We start from the raw sequence: 21,656 nt of genomic DNA on the forward strand, positions 1-21,656 counted from the left end.
TCGGTTTGTAGTTTAATTCTGACAGTGACTCCGAAAAATGATCTGCTTGCGTTATGATGATTTTCAAGGAAGAGATAAGCGACTTATTAACCGGGGAATATCATCATGCGATTAACTGAATTGCCTATTGCAACCAAGCTGACAGCCTCATTCTGTGCGGTTTTGTCCATGACAGCCATCGTGGGTATCTTTTCAATAGTAGAGCTGTCACAAGTAAATGAAATATCGACACGATTATCTTCGCGCTGGTTACCAAGTGTGAGAATTATTGAGGATATTAAATCTCAAATAGCGCGAATACGCACGCGGGAGTTTCAATATATTATCTCCAGCGATGCCAGTGAGATGGATAAATACGATAAAGTCATCGCCACCGATCTGGATGATCTGAAAAAGATGCAGGATGAATATCAGGCGCTGATGGAAACGCCGGATGAGAAAGCCATGTATGCGCAAATTACCGAGCAGTGGGGGCGTTATATGGAGGAAGACGCTAAGATCCGCGCCGCCATGCGCGCCGGTGATGTGGAAAAAGCCAAGAAGCTGATCCGGGGCGACTCGAACAAGTTGATTGTCTCGATGCGCGGCCAGGTGGACAAGCTGGTCGACCTCTACACCCAGGGCGGGAAGGACGCGGCGGCCGAAGGTTCCAAGCGCTACTCGTCGTCGCGGGTGCTGATTATTACGCTGATGCTGGTCAGCGTGGTGCTCGGTGCGGCCGGCGCCTTCCTGATCACGCGCCGCTTGATGCGCAGCCTGGGCGGCGAGCCGGCGTATGCGGTGGATATCGTCAACCGTATCGCGGCCGGCGATCTGTCGGCGCAGGTGGAGCTGCGGTCGGGCGATAGCCGCAGCCTGCTGTTCGCCATGAAGACCATGCGTGACAACCTGGCCAAGATCGTCACCGACGTGCGCGGCTCGACGCATGTGATTGCGTCGGCCTCCGGCCAGATCGCGGCCGGTAACCTGGACCTGTCCTCGCGCACCGAGCAGCAAGCCAGTTCGCTGGAAGAGACGGCGGCGTCGATGGAAGAGTTGACGTCCACCGTACGGCAGAATTCCGACGCGGCGGCGCAGGCCAATCAGCTGGCCGGTTCGGCCTCCGACGTGGCGCAAGCGGGCAGCGAGGTGGTAGGCCGCGTGGTCAATACGATGGAGTCGATCAATGCGTCATCGCGCAAGATCGGCGACATCATCACCGTCATCGACGGTATCGCGTTTCAGACCAATATTCTGGCGTTGAACGCGGCGGTGGAGGCGGCGCGCGCGGGCGAGCAGGGACGCGGCTTTGCGGTGGTGGCGTCGGAAGTGCGCAATCTGGCGCAGCGCTCGGCCGGCGCGGCGCGCGAGATCAAGGAGTTGATCGGCAATTCGGTCAGCCAGGTGGAGGAGGGCAGCAAGCTGGTGGCGGAAGCCGGCACCACGATGGAGCGCGTGGTCTCCAGCGTGCAGCGCGTGACTGATCTGATTTCCGAGATCACCAATGCGGGCCGCGAGCAAAGCCACGGCATCGAACAGGTCAACCAGGCCATCGCGCAGATGGATACGGTGACGCAGCAGAATGCGGAACTGGTGCAGCAGGCAGCAACTGCGGCGCAGAGCATGCAGGAGCAGGCGTCGTCGCTGGCGGAGCTGGTCAGCGTGTTCCAGCTTGACTCGCACGAGGAAGGCGCGCTGCGGCGGCTGATGGCGCCCGCGCCACAGCCGCGCCGATTGTCCATGACAAAATAAGCTTTGTGGGAGGTTTGCTGATATACTGTATGAAAATACAGTGTATCGGGAATGTGATGGAGATCAAGGACAAGCTGGAAATCCTGGCCGATGCGGCTAAATACGACGCCTCGTGCGCCAGCAGTGGCGCGCCGAAGCGCGATTCCATCGGCAAGGGCGGTTTTGGCGCGACCACTGGCATGGGCATCTGCCACAGCTACACGCCGGATGGACGCTGCGTCTCGCTGCTGAAAATCCTGCTGACCAATTACTGTTTGTACGATTGCCAGTATTGCGTGAACCGGCGTACCTCCAACGTGCCGCGTGCGCGCTTTGCGGTGGCGGAGGTGGTGCGGTTGACTACCGATTTTTATCTCCGCAATTACATTGATGGGCTCTTTCTCAGCTCGGGCATCATCCAGTCGGCTGATTACACCATGGAGCAACTGGTGCAGGTGGCGCGCGAACTGCGCGAAGTACATCAGTTTCGCGGCTATATCCATCTGAAGACCATCCCGGATGCCGATCCGGCGCTGATCGAGGCAGCGGGGCGCTATGCGGACCGGCTGAGCGTCAATATCGAGCTGCCGACGCAAGACAGCGTGCAGAAGCTGGCGCCGGAAAAGAGCGTTCATACGATCAAGCTGGCAATGGGTTCGATCCGCCGCAAGCTGGATGAGAAGGCGGAGGAACCGAAGTCGCCGCGCTTTGCGCCGGCCGGGCAAAGCACGCAGATGATCGTCGGCGCCGACGCCAGCGATGACCAGCAGATTTTGTCGACGGCGGAGACGCTGTACGGCAGCTATAAACTCAAGCGCGTGTACTACTCGGCATTTAGCCCGATTCCGCAAAGTCCGAAGAGCGTGCCGCTGGCGCCACCGCCGATGATGCGCGAGCATCGGCTGTATCAGGCGGACTTCCTGATGCGCAGCTATGGATTTCAGGCGCAGGAGTTGTTGCCGGACAGCGGTGGCAATCTGGCGCTGGATATCGATCCCAAGCTCGCATGGGCGCTGGCGCATCGCGAGCATTTTCCATTGGACCTGAATCGTGCGGAGCCGCACATGATTGCGCGCGTGCCTGGCATAGGATTACGCAATGCGCAGCGCATCGTGGACTTGCGCCGCTTGCGGCAGGTGCGCTATGCGGACTTGTCGCGTTTGCGTTGCAGTATGAAGAAGATTTCGCCGTTCATCATCACGGCCGATTATTTCCCGGCGCGCGACACCAGCCCGTCCGAGCATCTTCGGCGATCGATGGCGGAGGCGCCGCAGCAAATGAATTTGTGGCCGGAGTTGCAGGCAGCATGATACGCAAGGTGGTGCAGTCGTTTGACGAGTGGCGGACGGCGGTGCGGCAGTTGGTCGCGCAGCGCGTGCCGCCGGAGTCGGTGGAGTGGTCCGGCAGCGAGGATGAGGGTGATTTGTTCTCGTCCGCCGCCACGGCGCCCGCTTCCGACGCCGCCGCGCAGCCGGTCGCGTCGACGGCTGCGTTGCGTCTGCCGCGCGAACTGGTGGAGATGCTGGCTAGCGCGGCGTGCTTCAGTGCCGCCGACCGCTGGGCTTTTCTGTATAAGGTAGTCTGGCGCTGGCAGCTGGGCGAACGCGATGTGATCTCGGCGGCCGATCCGGATGGTGCGCGCCTGTACACCATGGTCAAAGCCGTCCGCCGCGAGGAGCACGACATGCATGCCTATGTACGATTCCGCGAACGTAACGAGGAAGATGGCGCGCCACGCTTCGTCGCCTGGTTCGAGCCGACGCACGAGGTGCTGCCACAAGTGGCACGGCACTTCGCCCGCCGCATGGGCGACGCCACCTGGATGATCGCCACGCCCACCGCCACCGTGCTGTGGGACGGCCAGCAGTTGCACGACGCACCGCCCCGCATGCGCAGCGCCGCCGACATCGACGACGCCGGCGAAGCGCTGTGGCTCACCTATTATCGCAGCATCTTCAACCCGGCGCGCCTGAACGCCGATCTGCTGCGCAGCCATATCCCATCACGCTTCTGGAAGAATCTGCCCGAAGGCGCCATCGTGCCGACCATGATCAGCGCCGCCGCCAACGGCGACCGCCGCACTGGCCAGACCATCACCGTCGGCCAGCGTAGCGGCGCCACCACCATCGCGGTAACGGCAGAACGCGCGCAACCGCAACGCGATCAACCGGCTACGCTGGACCAATGCCGCCGCTGCGAACTTTGGCGCAACGCCACCCAGGCCGTGCCTGGCGTCGGCCCGCGCAAGGCACGCATCATGCTGGTCGGCGAACAGCCGGGCGACCAGGAGGACCTGCAAGGATTGCCGTTTGTTGGTCCCGCCGGCGCGGTGCTGGACCGCGCGCTGGCCGAAGCGGGCGTAGTTCGCGACAGCGTCTACCTGACCAACGCCGTCAAGCACTTCAAGTGGGAACTGCGCGGCAAGCGTCGTCTGCACAAGACGCCGGCGCAGCGCGAAGTCAGCGCATGCCACGTCTGGCTGGAGCAGGAGCTGGAGAAGGTCGGTCCGGAAGTGGTGGTGGCGCTGGGCGCGACCGCATTAAAGTCGGTGCTGCAGGATGGCAGCGCGACGATGAGCGCCGTGATCGATGCGCCATTCCAGCATGAAGGTCGCTGGGTAGTAGCGGTCTACCACCCGTCCTTTGTGCTGCGCGCGCGGGATGAGGAAAGCCGCCGTCAGGCTTACGACGTGATTGTCGCAGGCCTGCGGCAAGCACTTACACTGGGGCCGGTTCGTTCCGATTGATGCGGCTGATGCCGACGATCAGGCGATATGCCTTCCACAGCCAGGCGCCGATCCAGATCAGCCATGCCACCGGAATGCCGATGATGGTCATGAAAAACACGGCGCCGACGACCACCCACACCACATACCACCAGAACGAACGGATCATCCAGGTGTGATGGCTATGAACGAAACTGCCCTCGGTGCTGGGCCGTTGCAGGTAGTTGAGGATCAGCGGGATGATGGAGAACGCGCCGAGCGAAAATACAAAGCTGACGGCGTGGATCACATACAGCCACCATGCGGTGGTCTTGGCCGATTCCAGGCGGCCTTCCAATACGAGTTCTTGCGACATGATCTCTCCTTTCCTTGTTGATGGCTTGAGTATAGCTAGCCGGCGGCCGGCGTGTCGCACAGTGTCCGCCGCAGGAAGGCAGTCACGTCGGCGAAGAGCGCGGGCTGGATGCTTTCGCGGTCGAAGCCTTCCGGGTCTTGCGACGGCTTGAAGTTCGGCCTGGTCATCTCCGGCGGGAATTTGCTCATGAACGCGAAGTGGCCGCCGCCGGGAATATCCTTGTGCTCGACCAGCGACGGCTCGGCCACGCCTTCGATGATCTTGTGGGCGTGCTCGATTGGCGTAACGTCATCCTTCTCGCCGGTGCGGATCAGAATCGGCACTTGCACCGGCCGCAGCGAACCGGCGATAAACCAGAACGTGGCGGGATTGAGCAGCACCAAGGAACGGATGCGCGCATCCGGCGTGACCGGCACCGGTTCCGGCAGCGCGTTGGAGTTCTTGCGTTCATATGGGCCGGTCCACGGCAGGCCGCCGGCAGCCGCCAGCGCGGTGTAGCCGCCGATCGAGTGGCCGATGACCGCCACGCCGTTGCGGCTGACGTGCGGCGCCAGCGTGGCATCCGCCAGCACGGCGTCGATAGTCAGCGTGATGTGGCGCGGCCGGTTGGCCAGGTTGGCGGCGGTGCCGGCCAGCGAGTTGTCGGTGCGGGTGTTGCCGGTATGCGCGGGCAGGGCGACGATGAAGCCCGACAGCGCCAAATGCTTGGCCAGCTGGCGATACGCCCATGGCGTGCCGGAATGGCCGTGCGAGATCACCACCAGCGGGTAAGTGCCAACGGCCGGCGCTGCGTTGCTGGCCACGTCCAGCGAGTAAGGGCCAAAGTGTTCCGTATGTTCCTCGCCGAGTGCCGGATACAGCACCGCCAGCGGGATATCCGCGCCCTGTACAGCATCATGCACCTTGCTTACGCGGCAGCCGCAACTCAAATTCATGCTCGATCCTTTTTCGCATAGAATGCAACGATGATGATTATATAAGGAGCGGCGACGATGGCGAAACCAGTATCGGTGCTGTTTGTCTGCATGGGGAATATCTGCCGCTCGCCGACGGCGGAGGGTGTGTTCCGCCAGCGCGTGGAGGCGGCCGGCTTGAGCGACCGCTTCGTGATCGACTCGGCCGGCACGCATGGCTACCACATTGGCGCGCCGCCAGATGAGCGTTCGATGGAGTATGCGTCGCGTCGCGGCTACGATCTGTCGGCGCAGCGTTCGCGCAAGGTGACGGTGCAGGATTTCGAAGACTTCGATCATGTGCTGGCGATGGATCACGATAACCTCAAGCTGCTGCTGGCCGCCTGTCCGCCGCAGCATCGGCACAAGCTGGGCATGATGATGGCGCACGCCACCCACAGCGGTGTGGATGCGGTGCCCGATCCTTACTATGGCGGTGGCCGCGGTTTCGACGATGTGCTGGACTATCTGGAAGACGCCAGCGACGGTCTGCTCGCCAAGTTGAAGAAACAGTAGCTCGCAGCGCTTTGAGGTATCATGACCCTGACTACGCCCTTACAAGCATAGGAGATCCTTTGGAACAGCCAGGTATGCCCTTCGATGAAGCCGTCCGGCTTGCAAGTCTCAAGTCGTTGAATGTCCTCGACACGCCTGCCGAGGAGCGCTTCGACCGCGTTACCCGCATGGCCAAGCGCATGTTCCGTGTTCCGATTGCGCTGGTCAGCTTGGTCGATGAGAACCGCCAGTGGTTCAAGTCTTCCCAGGGACTGGACGCCTGCGAGACGCCGCGCAATATCTCCTTCTGCGGCCACGCCATCCTGGGCGACGGCATCTTCCTCATTCCTGACGCGCTGGCCGACCGGCGCTTTGCCGACAATCCGCTGGTGGCAGGCGCGCCGCATATCCGGTTTTATGTCGGCTGTCCGCTGCGGGCGCCGGATGGCGCCAAGGTGGGCACGCTGTGCATCATCGACACGGTGCCGCGTGAATTTGACGAGGAAGACGCGCTGGCGCTGCTGGACCTGGCGTCGATGGTACAGGACGAATTCACCGCATTCCAGACTTCCACCACCGATGATCTGACGCGCATTTCCAACCGGCGCGGCTTTTTGCAGCTGGCGGAATATGGCCTGAATTTCTGCGTGCGCAATCGCCAGCCGGCTGCGCTGGCGTTCATCGACCTGGATCGCTTCAAGCCGATCAACGATCAGTTCGGGCACGCGGAAGGTGACATTGCGCTGGCGGCGTTCGCAGAGGTGATGCAGGCCAGCTTCCGCAGTACGGACTTGTTCGCGCGGCTGGGCGGTGACGAATTCGTCGTGCTGCTGACCGGCGCCGGGAAGAACGACGCGGAACAGGTGCTGCACAAGTTCGGCAGCCTGCTGGCCGATTACAACGCCAGGGCGGCGCGTGGCTACGACTTGCAGTTTTCGGCGGGCGTAGTGGAATTCAATCCGGCCGCGCCGCAGTCAGTGGAGGCGCTGCTGGCCGCCGGCGACGCGCAAATGTACGCGGTCAAGGCGGCGCGCAAACGCCGGCATTAAATCGGATCAGGTCAGCAGCGGCAGGATGCCATCGAGGCCGACGAAGTTGAGCGCGACGTTGGCCTGTTCGCGCACCACCGGCTTGGCGCGGAACGCCACCGACATGCCGGAAATGCTCATCATCTTCAGGTCATTGGCGCCGTCGCCCATCACGATCGCTTGCGACGGCGAGATGCCCAGCTCTTTGCACACGCGTTCCACCGTGCGCTTTTTCTCTTCGGCGTCGACGATACCGCCCACTACCTTGCCGGTCAGTTTGCCGTCGACGATTTCCAGTTCGTTGGCGTGGGTGTAGTCGAGGCCCAGCCGCTTTTTCAGCCGCTCGGTGAAGAAGGTAAAGCCGCCCGACACCAGCAGCGTTTTCATGCCGGCCGCCTGCACCGCCTTCAGCATGGTCTCGGCGCCCGGCGACAGTTGCAGCCGTTCGTCGTACACGCGCTCCAGCGCCGAGGCGTCCAGGCCTTCCAGCAGCCCCACGCGGCGTTGCAGACTTGCGGCGAAATCCAGTTCGCCGCGCATGGCCGCTTCGGTGATCTCCGACACTTGCGCCTTCAAACCCTGCATGTCGGCGATTTCGTCGATGCACTCGATGATGATCAGCGTCGAATCCATGTCCATCGCCACCAGCTTGTAGTCGCTCATCTTGTGCAAGCCGATCGAATAGGTGGCGTCCAGCTGCGCGGCTTGCGCCGCCACTTCCAGGGTCTGGCGCAGCGCCGGCGAAAAGGCAATGCCTTCGCAGCGCAGCGCGCGCTCGCCCAGCCAGGTCAGGTTGGCGGACGCGGTGAGGGCGCCGATGCGCTCCAGCCGCGCCTTGCAATCGCCAACCCCTTGCAGGACGAGGTTCATGGCGGTTTTTGCGATAGTCGTGGGCATAAATGTGGTGTCAGTAGTGGTTATGCGGTGAGCTGCTTGATGGCGGCCTTGATCTGTGTGACGCGCGCGGCCAGGTCAGGCATGGCGGCGGTAATCTTCAGTTTATCCTGTCCGTTCAATTTGATCTGACGATTTTTCTGGATCAGCTCAATGATGCGCATCGGGTCGATGGGCGGCTTCGCCATAAACTGCAGGCTGGCCGCTTCTGTATGCGCGTCGATCTTGATGATGCCCACCGTCTTGGCGGCGATGCGCAGGCGGTGGGTTTCGATCAGCGCCTTGACCGGGTCCGGCAGCTTGCCGAAACGGTCGATCAGCTCTTCCTGCATGTCGTCGATTTTGCCTTGCGTTTCGCAATTGGCCATGCGCTTGTAGATCGATAGCCGTTCGTGGACATCGCCGCAGAAATCGGCCGGCAGCAACGCCGGCACGTGCAGGTTGATTTCGGTAGTGGTTGACAGCGGCGCCGCCAGGTCCGGCTCCTTGCCGGCCTTGAGCGAACGCACCGCTTCGTTCAGCATGTCCGAGTACAGCTGGAAGCCGATCTCGGTCATCTCGCCGGACTGGTTGTCGCCGAGGACTTCGCCGGCGCCGCGGATTTCCAGATCGTGCATGGCCAGATAGAAGCCGCTGCCCAGTTCTTCCATCTGCTGGATGGCGTCAAGGCGGCGCTGCGCCTGTTTGGTCAGCGACTGCACGTCGTGCACCAGCAGGTAGGCATAGGCCTGGTGGTGCGAACGGCCGACGCGGCCGCGCAGCTGGTGCAGTTGCGCCAGCCCGAATTTGTCGGCGCGGTGCATGATGATGGTGTTCGCGGTCGGCACGTCGATGCCGGTTTCGATAATCGTGGTGCACAGCAGGATGTTGTAGCGCTGTGCGACGAAATCGCGCATCACTTTTTCCAGGTCGCGTTCGTGCATCTGGCCGTGGGCGACGGCGATGCGCGCTTCCGGCAGCAGCTCGGTCAGCATCGCCATGCGGTTCTGGATGGTCTCCACCTCGTTGTGCAGGAAGTAGACCTGGCCGCCGCGCTTGAGTTCACGCAGGCAGGCCTCGCGGATAATCGACTCGCCCTCGCTGCGCACGAAGGTCTTGATCGCCAGCCGCTTTTGCGGCGCGGTAGCGATGACCGAGAAGTCGCGCAGGCCTTCCAGCGCCATGCCCAGCGTGCGCGGGATCGGCGTGGCGGTCAGCGTCAGCACGTCGACTTCGGCGCGCAGCGATTTCAGTGCTTCCTTCTGGCGCACGCCGAAGCGGTGCTCCTCGTCGATGATCACCAGGCCAAGGCGGGTGAACTTGACGTCGTCCGACAGCAGTTTATGCGTGCCGATGATGATGTCCAGCGTGCCGTCGGCCATGCCCTTGATCGCCTGCGCGATCTCCTTGCCGGTGCGGAAGCGCGACATTTCGGCGATGCGCACCGGCCAGTCGGCGAAGCGGTCGGCGAAGGTTTGCGCATGCTGTTCGGCCAGCAGCGTGGTCGGCGCCAGGATGGCGACCTGCTTGCCGCCCATGACGGCGATGAACGCTGCGCGCAACGCCACCTCGGTCTTGCCGAAGCCAACGTCGCCGCACACCAGCCGGTCCATCGGTTTGCCCGAGGTCATATCCTTGATGACGTTGTTGATGGCTTCCTGCTGGTCCGGTGTTTCGTCGAAACCGAAGCTGTCGGCGAAGCGCTCGTAGTCGTGCGCTGAATACTCGAACGAATGGCCCTGGCGCAGCGCGCGGCGGGCGTAGAGGTTGAGCAGTTCGGCGGCGGTGTCGCGCACCTGTTCGGCGGCGCGGCGCTTGGCTTTTTCCCACTGGCCGGAGCCCAGCGTGTGCAGCGGCGCGTCGTCCGGCGAGGCGCCGGAGTAGCGCGAAATGACGTGTAGCTGCGAGACCGGCACATACAGCTTGGTCTCTTTGGCGTATTCCAGGTGCAGGAATTCGGCATCGCCTTCGCCCAGGTCCATGCTGGTCAGGCCCATGTAGCGGCCGATGCCGTGATTGATGTGCACCACCGGATCGCCGATCTTCAGTTCCGACAGGTCGCGCACCATCGATTCGACCTGGGTGACGGCTTCTTGCTTCTTCTTGCCGGCGCGGCGGCCGGAGCCGGCGTACAACTCGGTCTCGGTGATGAAGATCAGCGGCTTGCCGTCGACCGACAGTTCGAAGCCGGCGTGCAGCGGCGCCACGCCCAGCGCTAGTTTGGCGTCCGAGGCGATAAAGCCGTCGAAGCCTTCCACCGGCGCCAGTTCCAGACCGTATTCGGTGAAGTACTGCTGCAGCGTTTCGCGGCGGCCGTTGGATTCGGCGCAGATCATCACGCGCGCGCCGGACTGCATCAGGTAGGCGCGCAGATTGGTCAGCGGGTCATCCAGGTGGCGGTTGACGGCGATGTTGGGCACCGGCGCCGACAGCTCGGAAGCGCCGGCGTCCGCGTTCTGGCGGATGGCGATCTGCGGATACGGCTTGGCCAGCACGAAGAACTGTTCGTCCGACAGGAACAGCTGTTCCGGCGCCATGATCGGGCGTTCGCGGTCGGCGCGCAGGAAGCGGTAGCGCGAGCCGGTGTCGGTCCAGAAGCGCTTGATGGCCGCTTCGATGTCGCCCACGGTGGCCACCACCGCGCCTTGCGGCAGGTAGTCGAATAGCGTGGCGGTGTCGTCGAAGAACAGCGGTAGATAGTATTCGATGCCGGCCGAGGCGATGCCGGCGCTGATGTCCTTGTACACCACGGAGCGCGACGGATCGCCTTCGAAGTGCTCGCGCCAGCGGCTGCGGAAGGCGGTGCGCGACGCTTCGTCCATCGGGAATTCGCGGCCCGGCAGCAGGCGCACCTGCTTGACCGGGTACAGCGAACGCTGGGTGTCGGCGTCGAAGGTGCGGATGGTTTCGATGGTGTCGCCGAACAGGTCGAGCCGGTACGGCAGCGCGGAGCCCATCGGGAACAGGTCGATCAGGCCGCCGCGCACCGAGTATTCGCCGGGCGACATCACCTGCGTGACATTAGTGTAGCCGGCCAGTGTCAGTTGGGCTTTCAGGCGCGCTTCGTCCAGCGATTCGCCTTGCTGGAAGAAGAAGGTGTAGGCGGCCAGGAAGGACGGCGGCGCCATGCGTACCAGCGCAGTGGTGGCCGGCACCAGCATGACGTCGCACTGGCCGCTGGAGATTTCGTGCAGCGTGGCCAGGCGCTCGGACACCAGGTCCTGGTGCGGCGAGAAGGCATCGTAGGGCAGCGTTTCCCAGTCCGGCAGCAGGTGGCAGCGCAGCTGCGCGCCGCCGAACCAGGGGATTTCGTCCAGCAGGCGCTGGGCATCGCTGGCGTTGGCCACCACGATGGCCAGCATCTGGCCGCGGGATTTGAGTTCGAGCGCGATTTGCGCCAGGGCGTACGCGTCCGCCGAGCCATGCAGCGCGGGCAGGGCAAAGCGGTTGCCGGGTTTTGGGATGGATTTAGTTAAGGCTGACGACACAACACACATTCAACGGTTATCCAGGCATCGCCCGGGTGGCCATGCCGCTCACGACATTATAGACGAACCCCCAGCAGAAGGGGTCTGACCCCGTGCGGGGTCAGACCCCGGCGCAACGCCGTGCGGGTTAGCGGTTGGCGATGCCGAACGGGATGTGCACCATCGGAATGTTGCCTGCCGGCGATTGCAGGTGGCTGAGCTGGTCATCGAAGAACATATGCGGTTTGAAGATGCCCAGCACCCGCGCTTTTTCCATGCCGCCCAGGAAGAAAGTTTCGTTGGCCGACACGCCCCAGCTTTTCAGCGTGGTCACCACCCGCTCGTGCGACGGCGCGCTGCGCGCCGTGATAATGGCGATGCGCAGGATTTTTTTGTAGGCCGGATCGGCGCGCTGGGCGTCTTCCTCCAGTTGCTGCATCAGCGACAGCTTGCGGAACAGATCGGCCAGCGGTCCGGGCTGGTGCGGGATGGCGACCCGCTCGGTCTCGTGGGCGTGGAATTCGCTGACGTCGTTATTGCGCTTGAAGATAGTTTCAGATTCGTCGTCGGCGATCACGCCGTCAAAGTCGAAGGCGATGCGCAGTTCGCCGTCGGCCTCGTCGTCCTCGGTGCGCGACGGCAGCACCAGCCCGGCCGGATAGTTGGCCGCCAGCGCGCGCTTGACGTCTTCCTCGTTGGCCGACAGGAATAGCGAGGTGTTGAACGCTGGCAGGTAGCGGTACGGCGATTCGCCGGTCAGGAAGCAGGCGCGCGAGATGTCCAGGCCGTAGTGGGCGATCGAGTTCATCACCCGCAGCCCGGTCTCCGGTGAATTGCGCGAGAACAGCACCACTTCCACCGGCGCACTCTGCGGGTGGAATTTGTTGATATTGAGGAAGCGGCGGATGAAGGGGAAGGCAACGCCCTTGTCCAGCACGGTGGACAGTTGGGCTTCCTGGTACTTGCGGTAGGCTTCGGCGCCGTGTTCCAGATACACCTGGTGCGAGGCAGTCAGGTCAAACAGGGCGCTGGAGGCGATGCCGATCACCAGCTTGTGCTCGATAGGATAGGGCATGGAACGACAGGGAATGGATGATGTGCGTTACTGTACCCGATTCGGGGCGGACGGTTGGCTTTCTTTTCTGCAATTTAATTATTGCCTCCAAGCAGTCACTGCGCTACATTGACAGTTCATTACATGGATGCTGGTGTGCTGAATCTCGATACTCTTCTACTGGTGCAAGTTTGCGTGACGCTGCTGACCACGGCGTTGCTGGTGGCCTCGGCGTGTTACACCGAAAGTCCGCCGGAACAGCGCTGGTGGGCCGGCGGCAATGTGCTGGTGTGCGTCGGCCTGGCGCTGACCGGCATCGAGTCGCTGCCGGTACTGCTGCATGGCGTGATCGGCTATGGCGTGATCGCTTTCGGCCTGGCGCTGGCCTTGCGCGGCTTGCGCGTGCATTGTTCCTCCACTTTGTCGTGGCAAGCCATCGCGGTGATTACCGTGCTTGCCTTGCTGATTCCGGGCTGGTTCACGCTGGTGGCGCCGAGCTTGCGCGCGCGCCTGTGTTTCAGCGGGTTTTATTTCGCGCTGCTCAACTGGCTGTGCGCGGTGGTGGTGGCGCGGCATGGCGTGTGGCGCGTCAGCATCGTCAGCCTGACCGGATTTATCCTGCTGGGGCTGGCGCTGTTCCTGCGTGGCGTGCACATGCTGCTGCACGTCGATCCGATGGACCACACCAGTTCGCTGGTGATGGGCTTGAGCACGCTGGCAATTCCGTTGGCGCAGATCTGCATCGCCTTCGGCCTGATCCAGATGGTGATGTGGCGCTATGCCGAGCGCCTGCGCCGGCTGTCGGCGCTGGACGCACTGACCGGCGCCCTGAACCGCGCCGGCCTGGAAACCCAGGGCAAGCGGGTCGGTCTGCGTGCCTTGCGCGCCGGCCGCAGCCTGGCGGTGATCATGATCGACGTCGATTACTTCAAGCAGATTAACGATAACCACGGCCATCCGGTGGGCGACGAGGTGCTGCGCCATCTGGCCCGCCTGCTCAAGGTGGAACTGCGGCCGCACGATTTGATGGCGCGCTTCGGCGGCGAGGAATTTGTGCTGGTGCTGGATGGCGTCGACCACGCGGCGGCGCTGAATATCGCCGAGCGCGTGCGCGCACGCATCGAGCACGAGGTGGTCGAGTGGGACGGCATGTCGGTACGCTACACGGCCAGCCTGGGCGTGGTCTGCTCGGATCAGCACAGCTACGATCTGTTCCGCCTGATTGCGGCCGGCGACGCCGCCATGTACCAGGCCAAGCGGGCCGGCCGCAACCGCGTGGCCGCCGGCTGAGAGATTGTGCGCGCCACGCCACACTGGGCACGAATGTGATTGACGGTTACGTTGTCGGGGTCGCATATTAGTTGGGTAGGAACAATATTCACCAAATCTAACCAATGTGCCGGAGGCCGGATGTTCAAAAATCTGCTCATCAAGTGGAAGCTGGCGACCTTGGTCGCCATTATGATGGTGGCGCTGCTGGTGGTGGGCGCGGCGGGCTATCGAGGGATTGCCAAGGTGGGCGGCGCGGTGAATGAGATCGGCGTGGTGCGTCTGCCTTCGATCCAGGGGTTGCTGGTGATGAGCGAGGGACAGACGGCGGTGTCGGCGGCCACGCTGTATGTGGGCACCTGGTCGCATGAGTACCAGTCGCAGGACAAGTTCGCCGAGGCGATCGAGATGCGCAAGAAGGCCTGGGCCAATATCGACCGCGGCTGGAAGCGCTACGAGCCATTGCCGCAGACGAACGAGGAAGCGGTGTTGTGGAAGCAGTTCACCGGCGAGTGGGCGGCATGGAAGGCGGCCGACGATAAGCTCGGCGCCATCATCGCCAAGCTGGCGGTCAACAAGGACGAGCAGACGCAGAACGCCTTGTTCGGCGAGTTTTATCAGATCTTCAATCCGTCGCGCCCGTTGTTCCAGAAGGCCGAGTCCACGCTGATGAAAATCGAACGCCTCAACGAAGGCATTTCCGATGCCAGCGTGCGGGAGGGCATGGCGGCGGTCAGCAGCGCCGAGTGGGCGATGCTGATTGCGGCGGTGATCGCGGCGATGGTGGCGATCGGCTGCGCGGTGTACATCGCCGGCGCCATCACCAATCCGATCAACGAGGCGGTGCGGGTGGCGCAGACGGTGGCGTCGGGCGACCTGACCAGCCATATCGAAGTGGCCACCAAGGAGGAGACCGGCCAGTTGCTGGGGGCGCTGAAGGAAATGAACGATAGCCTGATCCGCATCGTCGGCCAGGTGCGCGGTGGCACCGAGACGATTGCCACGGCGTCGGCGCAGATCGCCAGCGGCAACCTGGATTTGTCGTCGCGCACCGAGGAGCAGGCCAGTTCGCTGGAAGAGACGGCGTCGTCGATGGAGGAGTTGACCTCGACGGTGCGGCAGAATGCCGACAATGCGCGCCAGGCCAATACGCTGGCGGCGTCGGCCTCCGGGGTGGCGCAGCGCGGCGGCGAGGTGGTGGCGCGCGTGGTGCAGACCATGGATTCGATCAATGCGTCGTCGTCCAAGATTGTCGACATCATTGCCGTGATTGACGGCATTGCGTTCCAGACCAATATTCTGGCGCTAAATGCGGCGGTGGAGGCGGCCCGCGCGGGTGAGCAGGGACGCGGCTTTGCGGTGGTGGCGGGCGAGGTGCGCACGCTGGCGCATCGCTCGGCGGCGGCCGCCAAGGAGATCAAGCAGCTGATCGGCGATTCGGTCGAGCAGGTCGGCGCCGGCAGCAAGCTGGTGGAAGAGGCCGGCGCGACGATGGGCGAGATCGTCACCAGCGTGCAGCGCGTGACCGATATCATGGGCGAGATCAGCATGGCGACCCAGGAGCAAAGCACGGGCATCGATCAAATCAATATGGCGGTCGGGCAGATGGATACGGTGACGCAGCAGAATGCGGCGCTGGTGGAGGAGGCAGCGGCGGCGGCGGCATCGCTGGAGGAGCAGGCGGCGCAGCTGGCGGAGGTGGTCAGCGTGTTCCGCATGGATGCGGTGTCGGCGCCACGCGCGCCGGCGATGGCGGCGCGGCGCACGGCTACGGCCACGGTACCGGCAGCTGCGGCTGCGACGAAATCGCGGCCGGCGCTGAAGTCGGCTGCCACCAAGCCAGCGGCGGCCTCAGCTTCTTCAGCGGCCAAGGCGCCGGCCCGGCAAATGGCGACAGCGGCGTCGGACGATTGGGAAGAGTTTTAACCAACAAGAACGTAAGCCACGTTTGGCGTAGTAGTACACTAAGGCAGCCTCGCGGCTGCCTTTTTTTCGTTTGATGCACATCAAACGCGGCCTGCGGTGCGGTGATAGCTTGGTGACTCATCAAGGAGGCCCATCATGCCAGCCATTGACAGCCCGCCCCATGCGGAAAACGGCGAACGCCCGCCCACTGAAGTCCGTCTGATGGCGTTGGAAACACGCCTGACTGCGCTGCAGGTGGATCTGGCGGTGATCCGCGTCAGCTTTGCCACCAAGGATGATATCCAGCGGGTGCTGACCCTGTTGCATGAAAATAAGCTTGAGTTTCAAGCGGCGCTGGCCAAACACCGAGAGGACTCCAACGCGGCACTCGCCAAGCAGCGCGAAGACTTCAATGCGGCGCTGGCCAAGCAACGTGAGGATCTGCACAAGTCCTTGATGAGCCATATGTGGAAGCTGTACGGCTTTGCCTCGCTGATGCTGGGCGGCGTGTATTTCATCGCCCGCTATGTGCATTGATTATTCGTAGGCGGGCAAACGCTTTTGTTCGTCGGGCGTAAAGCCGGCGTCGCGCAGTTGCTGCAGCGCGTTGGCGTCGCTGGTCGATTGCTGTAGTTGGCGTCGCTGGGTTTGGTAGGCGCCGATGCGGCGTTGCCAGTCGGCTTCCTCGCGGTCGACATCGGCCAGGCGCGCGGCGGCCGAGGGCGACAACGCAGTCGCGCGCAGGCGGTAGATTTCGTTATCGTCGGCGCCTTGCGCGCGCGCCTGACTGACCAACGCTTCCAGCTTGATGATGCGGGTCGGCGCTTCGCGGTCTTCGCGCAGCTTGGGCGGCAGGCGGGCGTCCAGCGCGGCCAGCCGTTGCTGGCGTTGGGCGTCGCTCAGGTTGGCGTCGCTGTTGATGTCGAGCCGGGCGATGGCGTCCAGGTCGTAAGCGTCGCTGGCGGCGAACAGGCCGGCGCTTTCGTCGTTGCTGAAGTAGGCGCTGCGCAGTTGCTGAACGGCGGCCAGGCGCTGTCGTGCGTTTTGCACGGGGTCGGGGGCTGGCGGCAGGTCACGTTCGAGGTCCACCAGCGCGCGCTTGTAGGCCAGGTAGGCGTCCAGCAGGCGCCGCGCTTCGGCTGCCGGAGCGGGGCGCAGGCGCTTGTCCAGTTCACGAATGATGTCGGCACGGATCGCTTCCAGTGGACGCTGGCCCAGGCCGGCCAGATAGTAGTCGAACAGGTAGGCCAGTTCGGCGTTGACTTGCAGGCGGTCGTTTACGTCGGCGCGCACGGCTCCATCCGGCTGCGTGTCGGCGGCGGCGCGGCCGACGGGCGAGCCATCCGGCGCTGGCGCGGCAGCCGCGTCGCTGGCGGGATCAGCGGGACCAGCGCCGGCCGTCGCCGTCAACCAGGCCGGCGCGGCCGGCGCATCATGGTGCAGCAACAGGCCGACGCCAGCGCCCGCCAGCACGCCGACCACCATCAGGCGCAGCACGGTGCGCGTCACAGTCTGCATTACAGTCCCAGTCCTTGCAGGCGGTTGGCCTGCTGGCGGTACAAGGTGACTGGATTGGTCTCGAACAGGTTGGTGATGCCGATCAGCTGGTTGACCTCGTCCAGGTGATTTAGCGCGTAGTCGTCGCGCAGCACGCGGCCCAGGTGGCTGGAGCAGCTGCTGACCAGACCGTCATTCTTGGCGCCGTTGAAGGCCAGCGCGGTCAGGCCCAGCACCGGGTCGCTGGCGTCCAGCACATTGGTCAGCGGCTTGGCGCCGCTCCACGAGAAGTAATATACGCCGTTGACCTGATACGCGCCTTCGCCGCAGGCCGTGGTCGGCACACCTTCCGGGTGACGGGCGTTGAAGGCGGCCGTGCCGGCGGTGCTGAGCGAGACCGCCGCCGCGCGCGCATTCTGCGGCAGCGTCGGGCTGCCGGACAGGAAGCTGATCAGGCCCGACACGGCGTTGGCGACGCCGTACGTCACATCCGGCACCGCGCCGATCAGCACGTCGGCCACGCGCGAGCCCTGGTTGACGCCGCCCACGCTGGTGACCGAGGCGATTAGGTCCGGCCGCACCGAGGCCACATAGCGCGAGGTCGGCGCGCCGTGGCTGTGGCCGATCAGGTTGACCTTGGCGGCGCCGGTGGCGGCCAGGATTTGCTTGACCTGCAACAGCAGCTGTTCGCCGCGCACTTCGGTGCTGTTGGCGGCTGAGACGGAGGTGACGTAGACATCGGCGCCGCCGCTGCGCAGTGCCGGCGCGATGCCGTAGAAGTAGTCGACCGGACCGACGCGGTCGAAGCCGAACAGGCCGTGCACCAGCACGATCGGGTAGTGGGTTTGCGTGTAGCCGGCCGCCGACGCTGGCGATGGCACGGCGGCAAATAACATCAGGCACACGGTCAGGCATTGCAGGAAGCGGTGGCGCATGGTGGTCTCCGAGATGATATTGTTGTTGTGGCCGGACTCAGCCTGGCCCGGTGTTCCGAATGTAGCACCGGCGCGCGGGCCTTGCAGTCCGCACGCAGGGCCTGCGGAGCCAATTTGCAGGCCTGCTGAGCGGGCGGCGGGTGGGGGCAATCGGCTGCGCTATAATCATAGCCAAAAATAAACTACAGGGACAACCTTGCCGGCGCCATTCGACTTCCACCAATTCCAGGCGATGACGCCGCTCGACGGCGTCAATATCTGGGGCTATCTGCTCGACCGCTATGCCGACCGCATTACGGTCAAGCGCCGCAAGCCGGCGCTGGAGAACCTGGAAAAAATCTTCAACGCCACCTTCAAGCTGGCCAACGCGGTCGGCTTCCGCGCCATGAATCTGCGCGATCTGTGCGGCGAGACCGGGCTGTCGATGGGCGGCTTGTACGGCTACATCAGCAACAAGGACCAGCTGGCCGAGATGATCGAGGATGTGGTGCGCCACGCAACCCACGAGGTGCCGAAGATGTTCGCCGACGTCGCCGATCCGCTGGACCGGCTGGAGGCGCTGATCCGCGCGTCGATTTATGTGTCGGAGATTTTGCAGCCGTGGTTTTACTTCGTCTTCATGGATTCGCGCGTGTTGCAGGCCGAGCAGCGCGGTACGGCCAAGGAGTCGGAGCTGCATGTGCAGGCGCTATTTGCCGCGGTGATCGCGCAAGTGCCGGGACTGCGCGGCAGTCCAGACCTGATCGCCGCGCATATTCTCGCCACGTTCCAGGACTGGTACGTCAAGCGCTGGAAGTACCGCGCCGCCGACATCGGGCCGGACCGCTTTGCCGACAGCGCCGTGCAGATGATGCGCGGCTATCTGGCGGCCTAGCGAAGCCCGGCCTGGCCCGGCAAGCCCAGTTTAGCGGCCGGGCCCGGTCGGCACCGGCTTGATGTTTTCCGCGCCCGGCGCTGCCGCCGGAGCCGTTGTCGGCGCACCCGGCGCACCCGGCGTCAGCACTTCGCCCGGCGTCACATTCTCGGCGCCGGCCGGCTGGTCGTCCATGTCCAGCGTATGGCGCGCGGCGTCGCCGGTGAATTCATCGTACAGCCATTCGCCATCCACCTGCGTCAGGCCTGCCGGCACCGGGCGCTCTTGCGGCGGCCGGCTCTGCATCGCCACTTTCATGTAGTCGATCCAGATCGGCAGCGCCACGGTGGCGCCGAATTCCTTGCCGCCCAGCGAACGCGAGTCGTCATAGCCCATCCATGACACGGCGACGATGCCGCCGCCGTAGCCGGCAAACCAGCCGTCGACCGCGTCGCTCGACGTGCCGGTCTTGCCGGCCAGGTCGGGACGGCCCAGGCGGGCCACCGCGCCGCCGGTGCCGGTACGGGTCACCTGGCGCAGCATCGAGTCGGTGACGTAGGCGTTGCGCGGGTCGATCACGCGGGCGTCGTCCGGCAGCGTGGCGCGCGGCTTGACTTCGGAGATGATCTTGCCGTCGCCATCGACGATCTTGGCGATCAGATACGGTTCGACCGAATAGCCGCCGTTGGCGAACACCGAATAGGCGCCGGCCAGCTGCGCCGGCGTCACCGCCCCGGTGCCCAGCGCCATGGTCAGGTTCTTCGGATGCTTGGCCAGGTCGAAGCCGAACTTGCCCAGGTAGCCGTGTGCGTACGGCACGGTGATGGCGCGCAGGATGCGCACCGACACCACGTTCTTCGATTCCGACAGCGCGGTGCGCATGGTGATCGGGCCGTCGAACTTGCCATCGTCATTCTTCGGCGACCACGCTTCGTTGCCGGTTTCGGCGCCGGTCAGATTGAGCGGGGCGTCGTTGATGATGGTGGCCGGCGAGAAGCCGCGCTCCAGCGCCGCCGAGTAGACGAACGGCTTGATCGACGAGCCCGGCTGGCGCCACGCCTGCGTGACGTGGTTGAACTTCTGCAGGTTGAAATCGAAGCCGCCCACCATCGCGTGGTAGCCGCCGGTGACGGCGTCGAGCGAGACGAAGCCGGCCGAGACCTGCGGCACCTGGCTGACCGCCCAGCCGCCCTTGTCCCCCTGCAGGATGCGGATCACCGCGCCGGGCCGCAGCCGGATCGCGTCCTTGGCCTTGTCGCTGAGCGCGCCGGCGGCCAGTCGCAGGCCGTCGCCGCTGATGGTGATTTCTTCGCCGGACGGGTTCTGCACCTTGATGGCCTTGGCGCCGACTTCCAGCACCACGGCCGGAATCAGGCCGTCGCTGCCGGGACGCTTTTGCAGCGCGTCCTCGATGGCGTCGTCGCGCTCATCCTCGCTGGCCGGCAGCGTGATGAAGGCTTCCGGGCCGCGGTAGCCGTGGCGCTGGTCGTAGTTCAGCACGTTGCGGCGCATCGAGTCGTAGGCGGCTTTCTGGTCGGCCTTGAGAATCGTGGTGTAGACGCTGATACCGCGCGTGTACGATTCTTCCTTGAACTGCGCGTACACGGTCTGGCGCGCCAGTTCGGCCACATATTCGGCGTGGACGTCAAAGTCCTGGCCCTTGCGGTTGATGTGCAGGGTTTCATGCGACGCTTTCTGGTACTGGGCGTCGGTGATGTAGTCGAGGTCGCGCATGGCGCGCAGCACCACCTGCTGGCGTTGCTTGGCGCGTTTCGGGTTGACGGCCGGGTTGTGGCGCGCCGGATTCTGCGGCAGCCCGGCCAGCATCGCGGTTTCCGCCACGTCCAGGTCCTTCAGCGGCTTGCCGAAATAGGTCTGGGCGGCGGCGCCGAAGCCGAACGAGCGTTGGCCGAGGTAAATCTGGTTCATATACAGTTCCAGGATCTGTTCCTTGCTCAGTGCGGCCTCGATCTTCAGGGCCAGCATCACTTCGGTCAGCTTGCGGCTGTAAAACTTGTCGCGCGTCAGGAAGAAGTTGCGCGCCACCTGCATGGTGATGGTGGAGCCGCCCTGGCGCATGGCGCCGCCCAGGTTGGCCTTGGCCGCCCCCAGCGCGCGCTTCCAGTCGATGCCGTTGTGCTCGTAGAAGCGCTTGTCCTCGATCGCCAGCAGTGATTTTTTCATCAGCTCCGGCATGTCCTTGATCGGGATGAAGTCGCGGTGTTCTTCGCCGAATTCGCCGATCAGGGCGTTGTCGGCGGTGTAGATGCGCAACGGGATCTTCGGCCGGTAGTCGGTGATGGCGTCCAGCGACGGTAAATTGGGTGCGACGTACAGCAGCAGATACGCCAGCAGCAGCCCGCCGCCCACCAGGGCGGCCAGGCCGGCGCCGATGGCGGCACGGATCAGATTGCGGCGGTTGACCCACGCCGGCAGGTTGGAGGTTGTCAAAGCACTATCTCTCGGTTGCGGAAGTATGCGCGATTATAGAACAAGGCTATTGTTACTTGGCGTCACTTGACGTAACGTACAGGGAT

Annotated in this window: 17 protein-coding genes; 9 read left to right on the top strand and 8 right to left on the bottom strand. The window is 63.8% G+C overall.

Translation table 11 applies throughout. From position 1 onward, the window contains the following. The first annotated feature begins 105 nt into the window (after positions 1–105). From HH213_RS30595 to HH213_RS24270, 3 genes are read left to right on the top strand one after another with little or no spacing between them, the layout of a single operon-like run. Entirely contained in the window at positions 106–1,731 is a 1,626-nt protein-coding gene (locus HH213_RS30595; protein ID WP_169113950.1) for a methyl-accepting chemotaxis protein, read from the top strand. A 56-nt stretch (positions 1,732–1,787) separates the two neighbouring features. Then, entirely contained in the window at positions 1,788–3,020 is a 1,233-nt protein-coding gene (locus tag HH213_RS24265; RefSeq protein ID WP_169115369.1) for a putative DNA modification/repair radical SAM protein, read from the top strand. Beyond that, a complete protein-coding gene (locus HH213_RS24270) occupies positions 3,017–4,456 on the top strand; it encodes a UdgX family uracil-DNA binding protein (RefSeq protein WP_169113951.1) in 1,440 nt (479 codons plus the stop codon). Before HH213_RS24265 ends, HH213_RS24270 begins: the two co-directional genes overlap by 4 nt. Here the strand turns inward: HH213_RS24270 and HH213_RS24275 are convergent. After that, positions 4,428–4,790, bottom strand: a complete 363-nt coding sequence (locus HH213_RS24275) for a DUF4870 family protein (RefSeq protein ID WP_110847644.1) — start codon at positions 4,788–4,790, stop codon at positions 4,428–4,430. The genes HH213_RS24270 and HH213_RS24275 overlap by 29 nt on opposite strands. A gap of 35 nt (positions 4,791–4,825) precedes the next feature. Next, on the bottom strand, positions 4,826–5,725 hold the full coding sequence (locus HH213_RS24280) for an alpha/beta hydrolase family protein (protein WP_169113952.1): 900 nt from the start codon (positions 5,723–5,725) through the stop codon (positions 4,826–4,828). A 57-nt stretch (positions 5,726–5,782) separates the two neighbouring features. Between HH213_RS24280 and HH213_RS24285 the strand changes: the two genes are divergently transcribed. Together HH213_RS24285 and HH213_RS24290 are read left to right on the top strand one after the other, a co-directional pair. Further along, positions 5,783–6,259, top strand: coding sequence for a low molecular weight protein-tyrosine-phosphatase (locus HH213_RS24285; RefSeq protein WP_169113953.1), 477 nt, complete (start codon positions 5,783–5,785; stop codon positions 6,257–6,259). Between the two features lie 59 nt (positions 6,260–6,318). Further along, positions 6,319–7,287 (top strand): sensor domain-containing diguanylate cyclase, encoded by a 969-nt coding sequence (locus HH213_RS24290; protein WP_169113954.1) that lies wholly within the window; start codon positions 6,319–6,321, stop codon positions 7,285–7,287. Between the two features lie 6 nt (positions 7,288–7,293). Here the strand turns inward: HH213_RS24290 and serB are convergent, their stop codons facing one another. The 3 genes from serB to HH213_RS24305 form a co-directional block, all read right to left on the bottom strand. Next, on the bottom strand, positions 7,294–8,136 hold the full coding sequence (gene serB / locus HH213_RS24295; RefSeq protein WP_169113955.1) for a phosphoserine phosphatase SerB: 843 nt from the start codon (positions 8,134–8,136) through the stop codon (positions 7,294–7,296). A gap of 47 nt (positions 8,137–8,183) precedes the next feature. After that, positions 8,184–11,636, bottom strand: coding sequence for a transcription-repair coupling factor (mfd, locus tag HH213_RS24300; RefSeq protein WP_371875682.1), 3,453 nt, complete (start codon positions 11,634–11,636; stop codon positions 8,184–8,186). Between the two features lie 118 nt (positions 11,637–11,754). Next, positions 11,755–12,681, bottom strand: coding sequence for a 5'-nucleotidase (locus tag HH213_RS24305; RefSeq protein WP_169113956.1), 927 nt, complete (start codon positions 12,679–12,681; stop codon positions 11,755–11,757). 135 nt (positions 12,682–12,816) lie between these two features. Here HH213_RS24305 and HH213_RS24310 point away from each other — a divergent pair, with 135 nt between their 5' ends. The 3 genes from HH213_RS24310 to HH213_RS24320 all read left to right on the top strand — a co-directional run bounded on the left by HH213_RS24310 (position 12,817) and on the right by HH213_RS24320 (position 16,371). After that, the gene (locus HH213_RS24310) at positions 12,817–13,950 is read left to right on the top strand and encodes a GGDEF domain-containing protein (protein ID WP_229263137.1); all 1,134 of its coding nucleotides are present in this window, start codon (positions 12,817–12,819) and stop codon (positions 13,948–13,950) included. 120 nt (positions 13,951–14,070) lie between these two features. After that, positions 14,071–15,855 carry a methyl-accepting chemotaxis protein gene (locus HH213_RS24315; protein ID WP_169113958.1) on the top strand — a complete coding sequence of 595 codons (1,785 nt, stop codon included), beginning with the start codon at positions 14,071–14,073 and terminating at the stop codon, positions 15,853–15,855. A 135-nt stretch (positions 15,856–15,990) separates the two neighbouring features. Next, positions 15,991–16,371: a hypothetical protein gene (locus tag HH213_RS24320; RefSeq protein WP_146235935.1), complete on the top strand. Its 381-nt coding sequence runs from the start codon at positions 15,991–15,993 to the stop codon at positions 16,369–16,371. Here HH213_RS24320 and HH213_RS24325 read toward each other — a convergent pair whose 3' ends face one another. Both HH213_RS24325 and HH213_RS24330 read right to left on the bottom strand, forming a co-directional pair. Further along, complete coding sequence (locus HH213_RS24325) at positions 16,372–17,352, bottom strand: lipase secretion chaperone (RefSeq protein ID WP_169113959.1); 981 nt, start codon at positions 17,350–17,352, stop codon at positions 16,372–16,374. It lies immediately after the preceding gene. Further along, complete coding sequence (locus tag HH213_RS24330; RefSeq protein ID WP_169113960.1) at positions 17,352–18,266, bottom strand: lipase family alpha/beta hydrolase; 915 nt, start codon at positions 18,264–18,266, stop codon at positions 17,352–17,354. The genes HH213_RS24325 and HH213_RS24330 overlap by 1 nt, the downstream gene beginning before the upstream one ends. A gap of 196 nt (positions 18,267–18,462) precedes the next feature. Between HH213_RS24330 and HH213_RS24335 the strand changes: the two genes are divergently transcribed. Further along, positions 18,463–19,140 carry a TetR/AcrR family transcriptional regulator gene (locus HH213_RS24335; protein WP_229263138.1) on the top strand — a complete coding sequence of 226 codons (678 nt, stop codon included), beginning with the start codon at positions 18,463–18,465 and terminating at the stop codon, positions 19,138–19,140. Between the two features lie 30 nt (positions 19,141–19,170). Here HH213_RS24335 and HH213_RS24340 read toward each other — a convergent pair whose 3' ends face one another. Further along, the gene (locus HH213_RS24340) at positions 19,171–21,570 is read right to left on the bottom strand and encodes a penicillin-binding protein 1A (protein ID WP_110847656.1); all 2,400 of its coding nucleotides are present in this window, start codon (positions 21,568–21,570) and stop codon (positions 19,171–19,173) included. Positions 21,571–21,656 lie beyond the last annotated feature (86 nt).

The organism is Duganella dendranthematis (assembly GCF_012849375.1).
Classification (GTDB): domain Bacteria; phylum Pseudomonadota; class Gammaproteobacteria; order Burkholderiales; family Burkholderiaceae_D; genus Rugamonas; species Rugamonas dendranthematis.

Excerpts from the sequence above, each read along its gene's own strand:
- HH213_RS30595 (WP_169113950.1), top strand. The coding sequence starts at position 106 with ATGCGATTAACTGAATTGCCTATTGCAACCAAGCTGACAGCCTCATTC.
- HH213_RS24265 (WP_169115369.1), top strand. The coding sequence starts at position 1,788 with ATGGAGATCAAGGACAAGCTGGAAATCCTGGCCGATGCGGCTAAATAC.
- HH213_RS24270 (WP_169113951.1), top strand. The coding sequence starts at position 3,017 with ATGATACGCAAGGTGGTGCAGTCGTTTGACGAGTGGCGGACGGCGGTG.
- HH213_RS24275 (WP_110847644.1), bottom strand. The coding sequence starts at position 4,790 with ATGTCGCAAGAACTCGTATTGGAAGGCCGCCTGGAATCGGCCAAGACC.
- HH213_RS24280 (WP_169113952.1), bottom strand. The coding sequence starts at position 5,725 with ATGAATTTGAGTTGCGGCTGCCGCGTAAGCAAGGTGCATGATGCTGTA.
- HH213_RS24285 (WP_169113953.1), top strand. The coding sequence starts at position 5,783 with ATGGCGAAACCAGTATCGGTGCTGTTTGTCTGCATGGGGAATATCTGC.
- serB (WP_169113955.1), bottom strand. The coding sequence starts at position 8,136 with ATGAACCTCGTCCTGCAAGGGGTTGGCGATTGCAAGGCGCGGCTGGAG.
- mfd (WP_371875682.1), bottom strand. The coding sequence starts at position 11,636 with ATGTGTGTTGTGTCGTCAGCCTTAACTAAATCCATCCCAAAACCCGGC.
- HH213_RS24305 (WP_169113956.1), bottom strand. The coding sequence starts at position 12,681 with ATGCCCTATCCTATCGAGCACAAGCTGGTGATCGGCATCGCCTCCAGC.
- HH213_RS24315 (WP_169113958.1), top strand. The coding sequence starts at position 14,071 with ATGTTCAAAAATCTGCTCATCAAGTGGAAGCTGGCGACCTTGGTCGCC.
- HH213_RS24320 (WP_146235935.1), top strand. The coding sequence starts at position 15,991 with ATGCCAGCCATTGACAGCCCGCCCCATGCGGAAAACGGCGAACGCCCG.
- HH213_RS24325 (WP_169113959.1), bottom strand. The coding sequence starts at position 17,352 with ATGCAGACTGTGACGCGCACCGTGCTGCGCCTGATGGTGGTCGGCGTG.
- HH213_RS24330 (WP_169113960.1), bottom strand. The coding sequence starts at position 18,266 with ATGCGCCACCGCTTCCTGCAATGCCTGACCGTGTGCCTGATGTTATTT.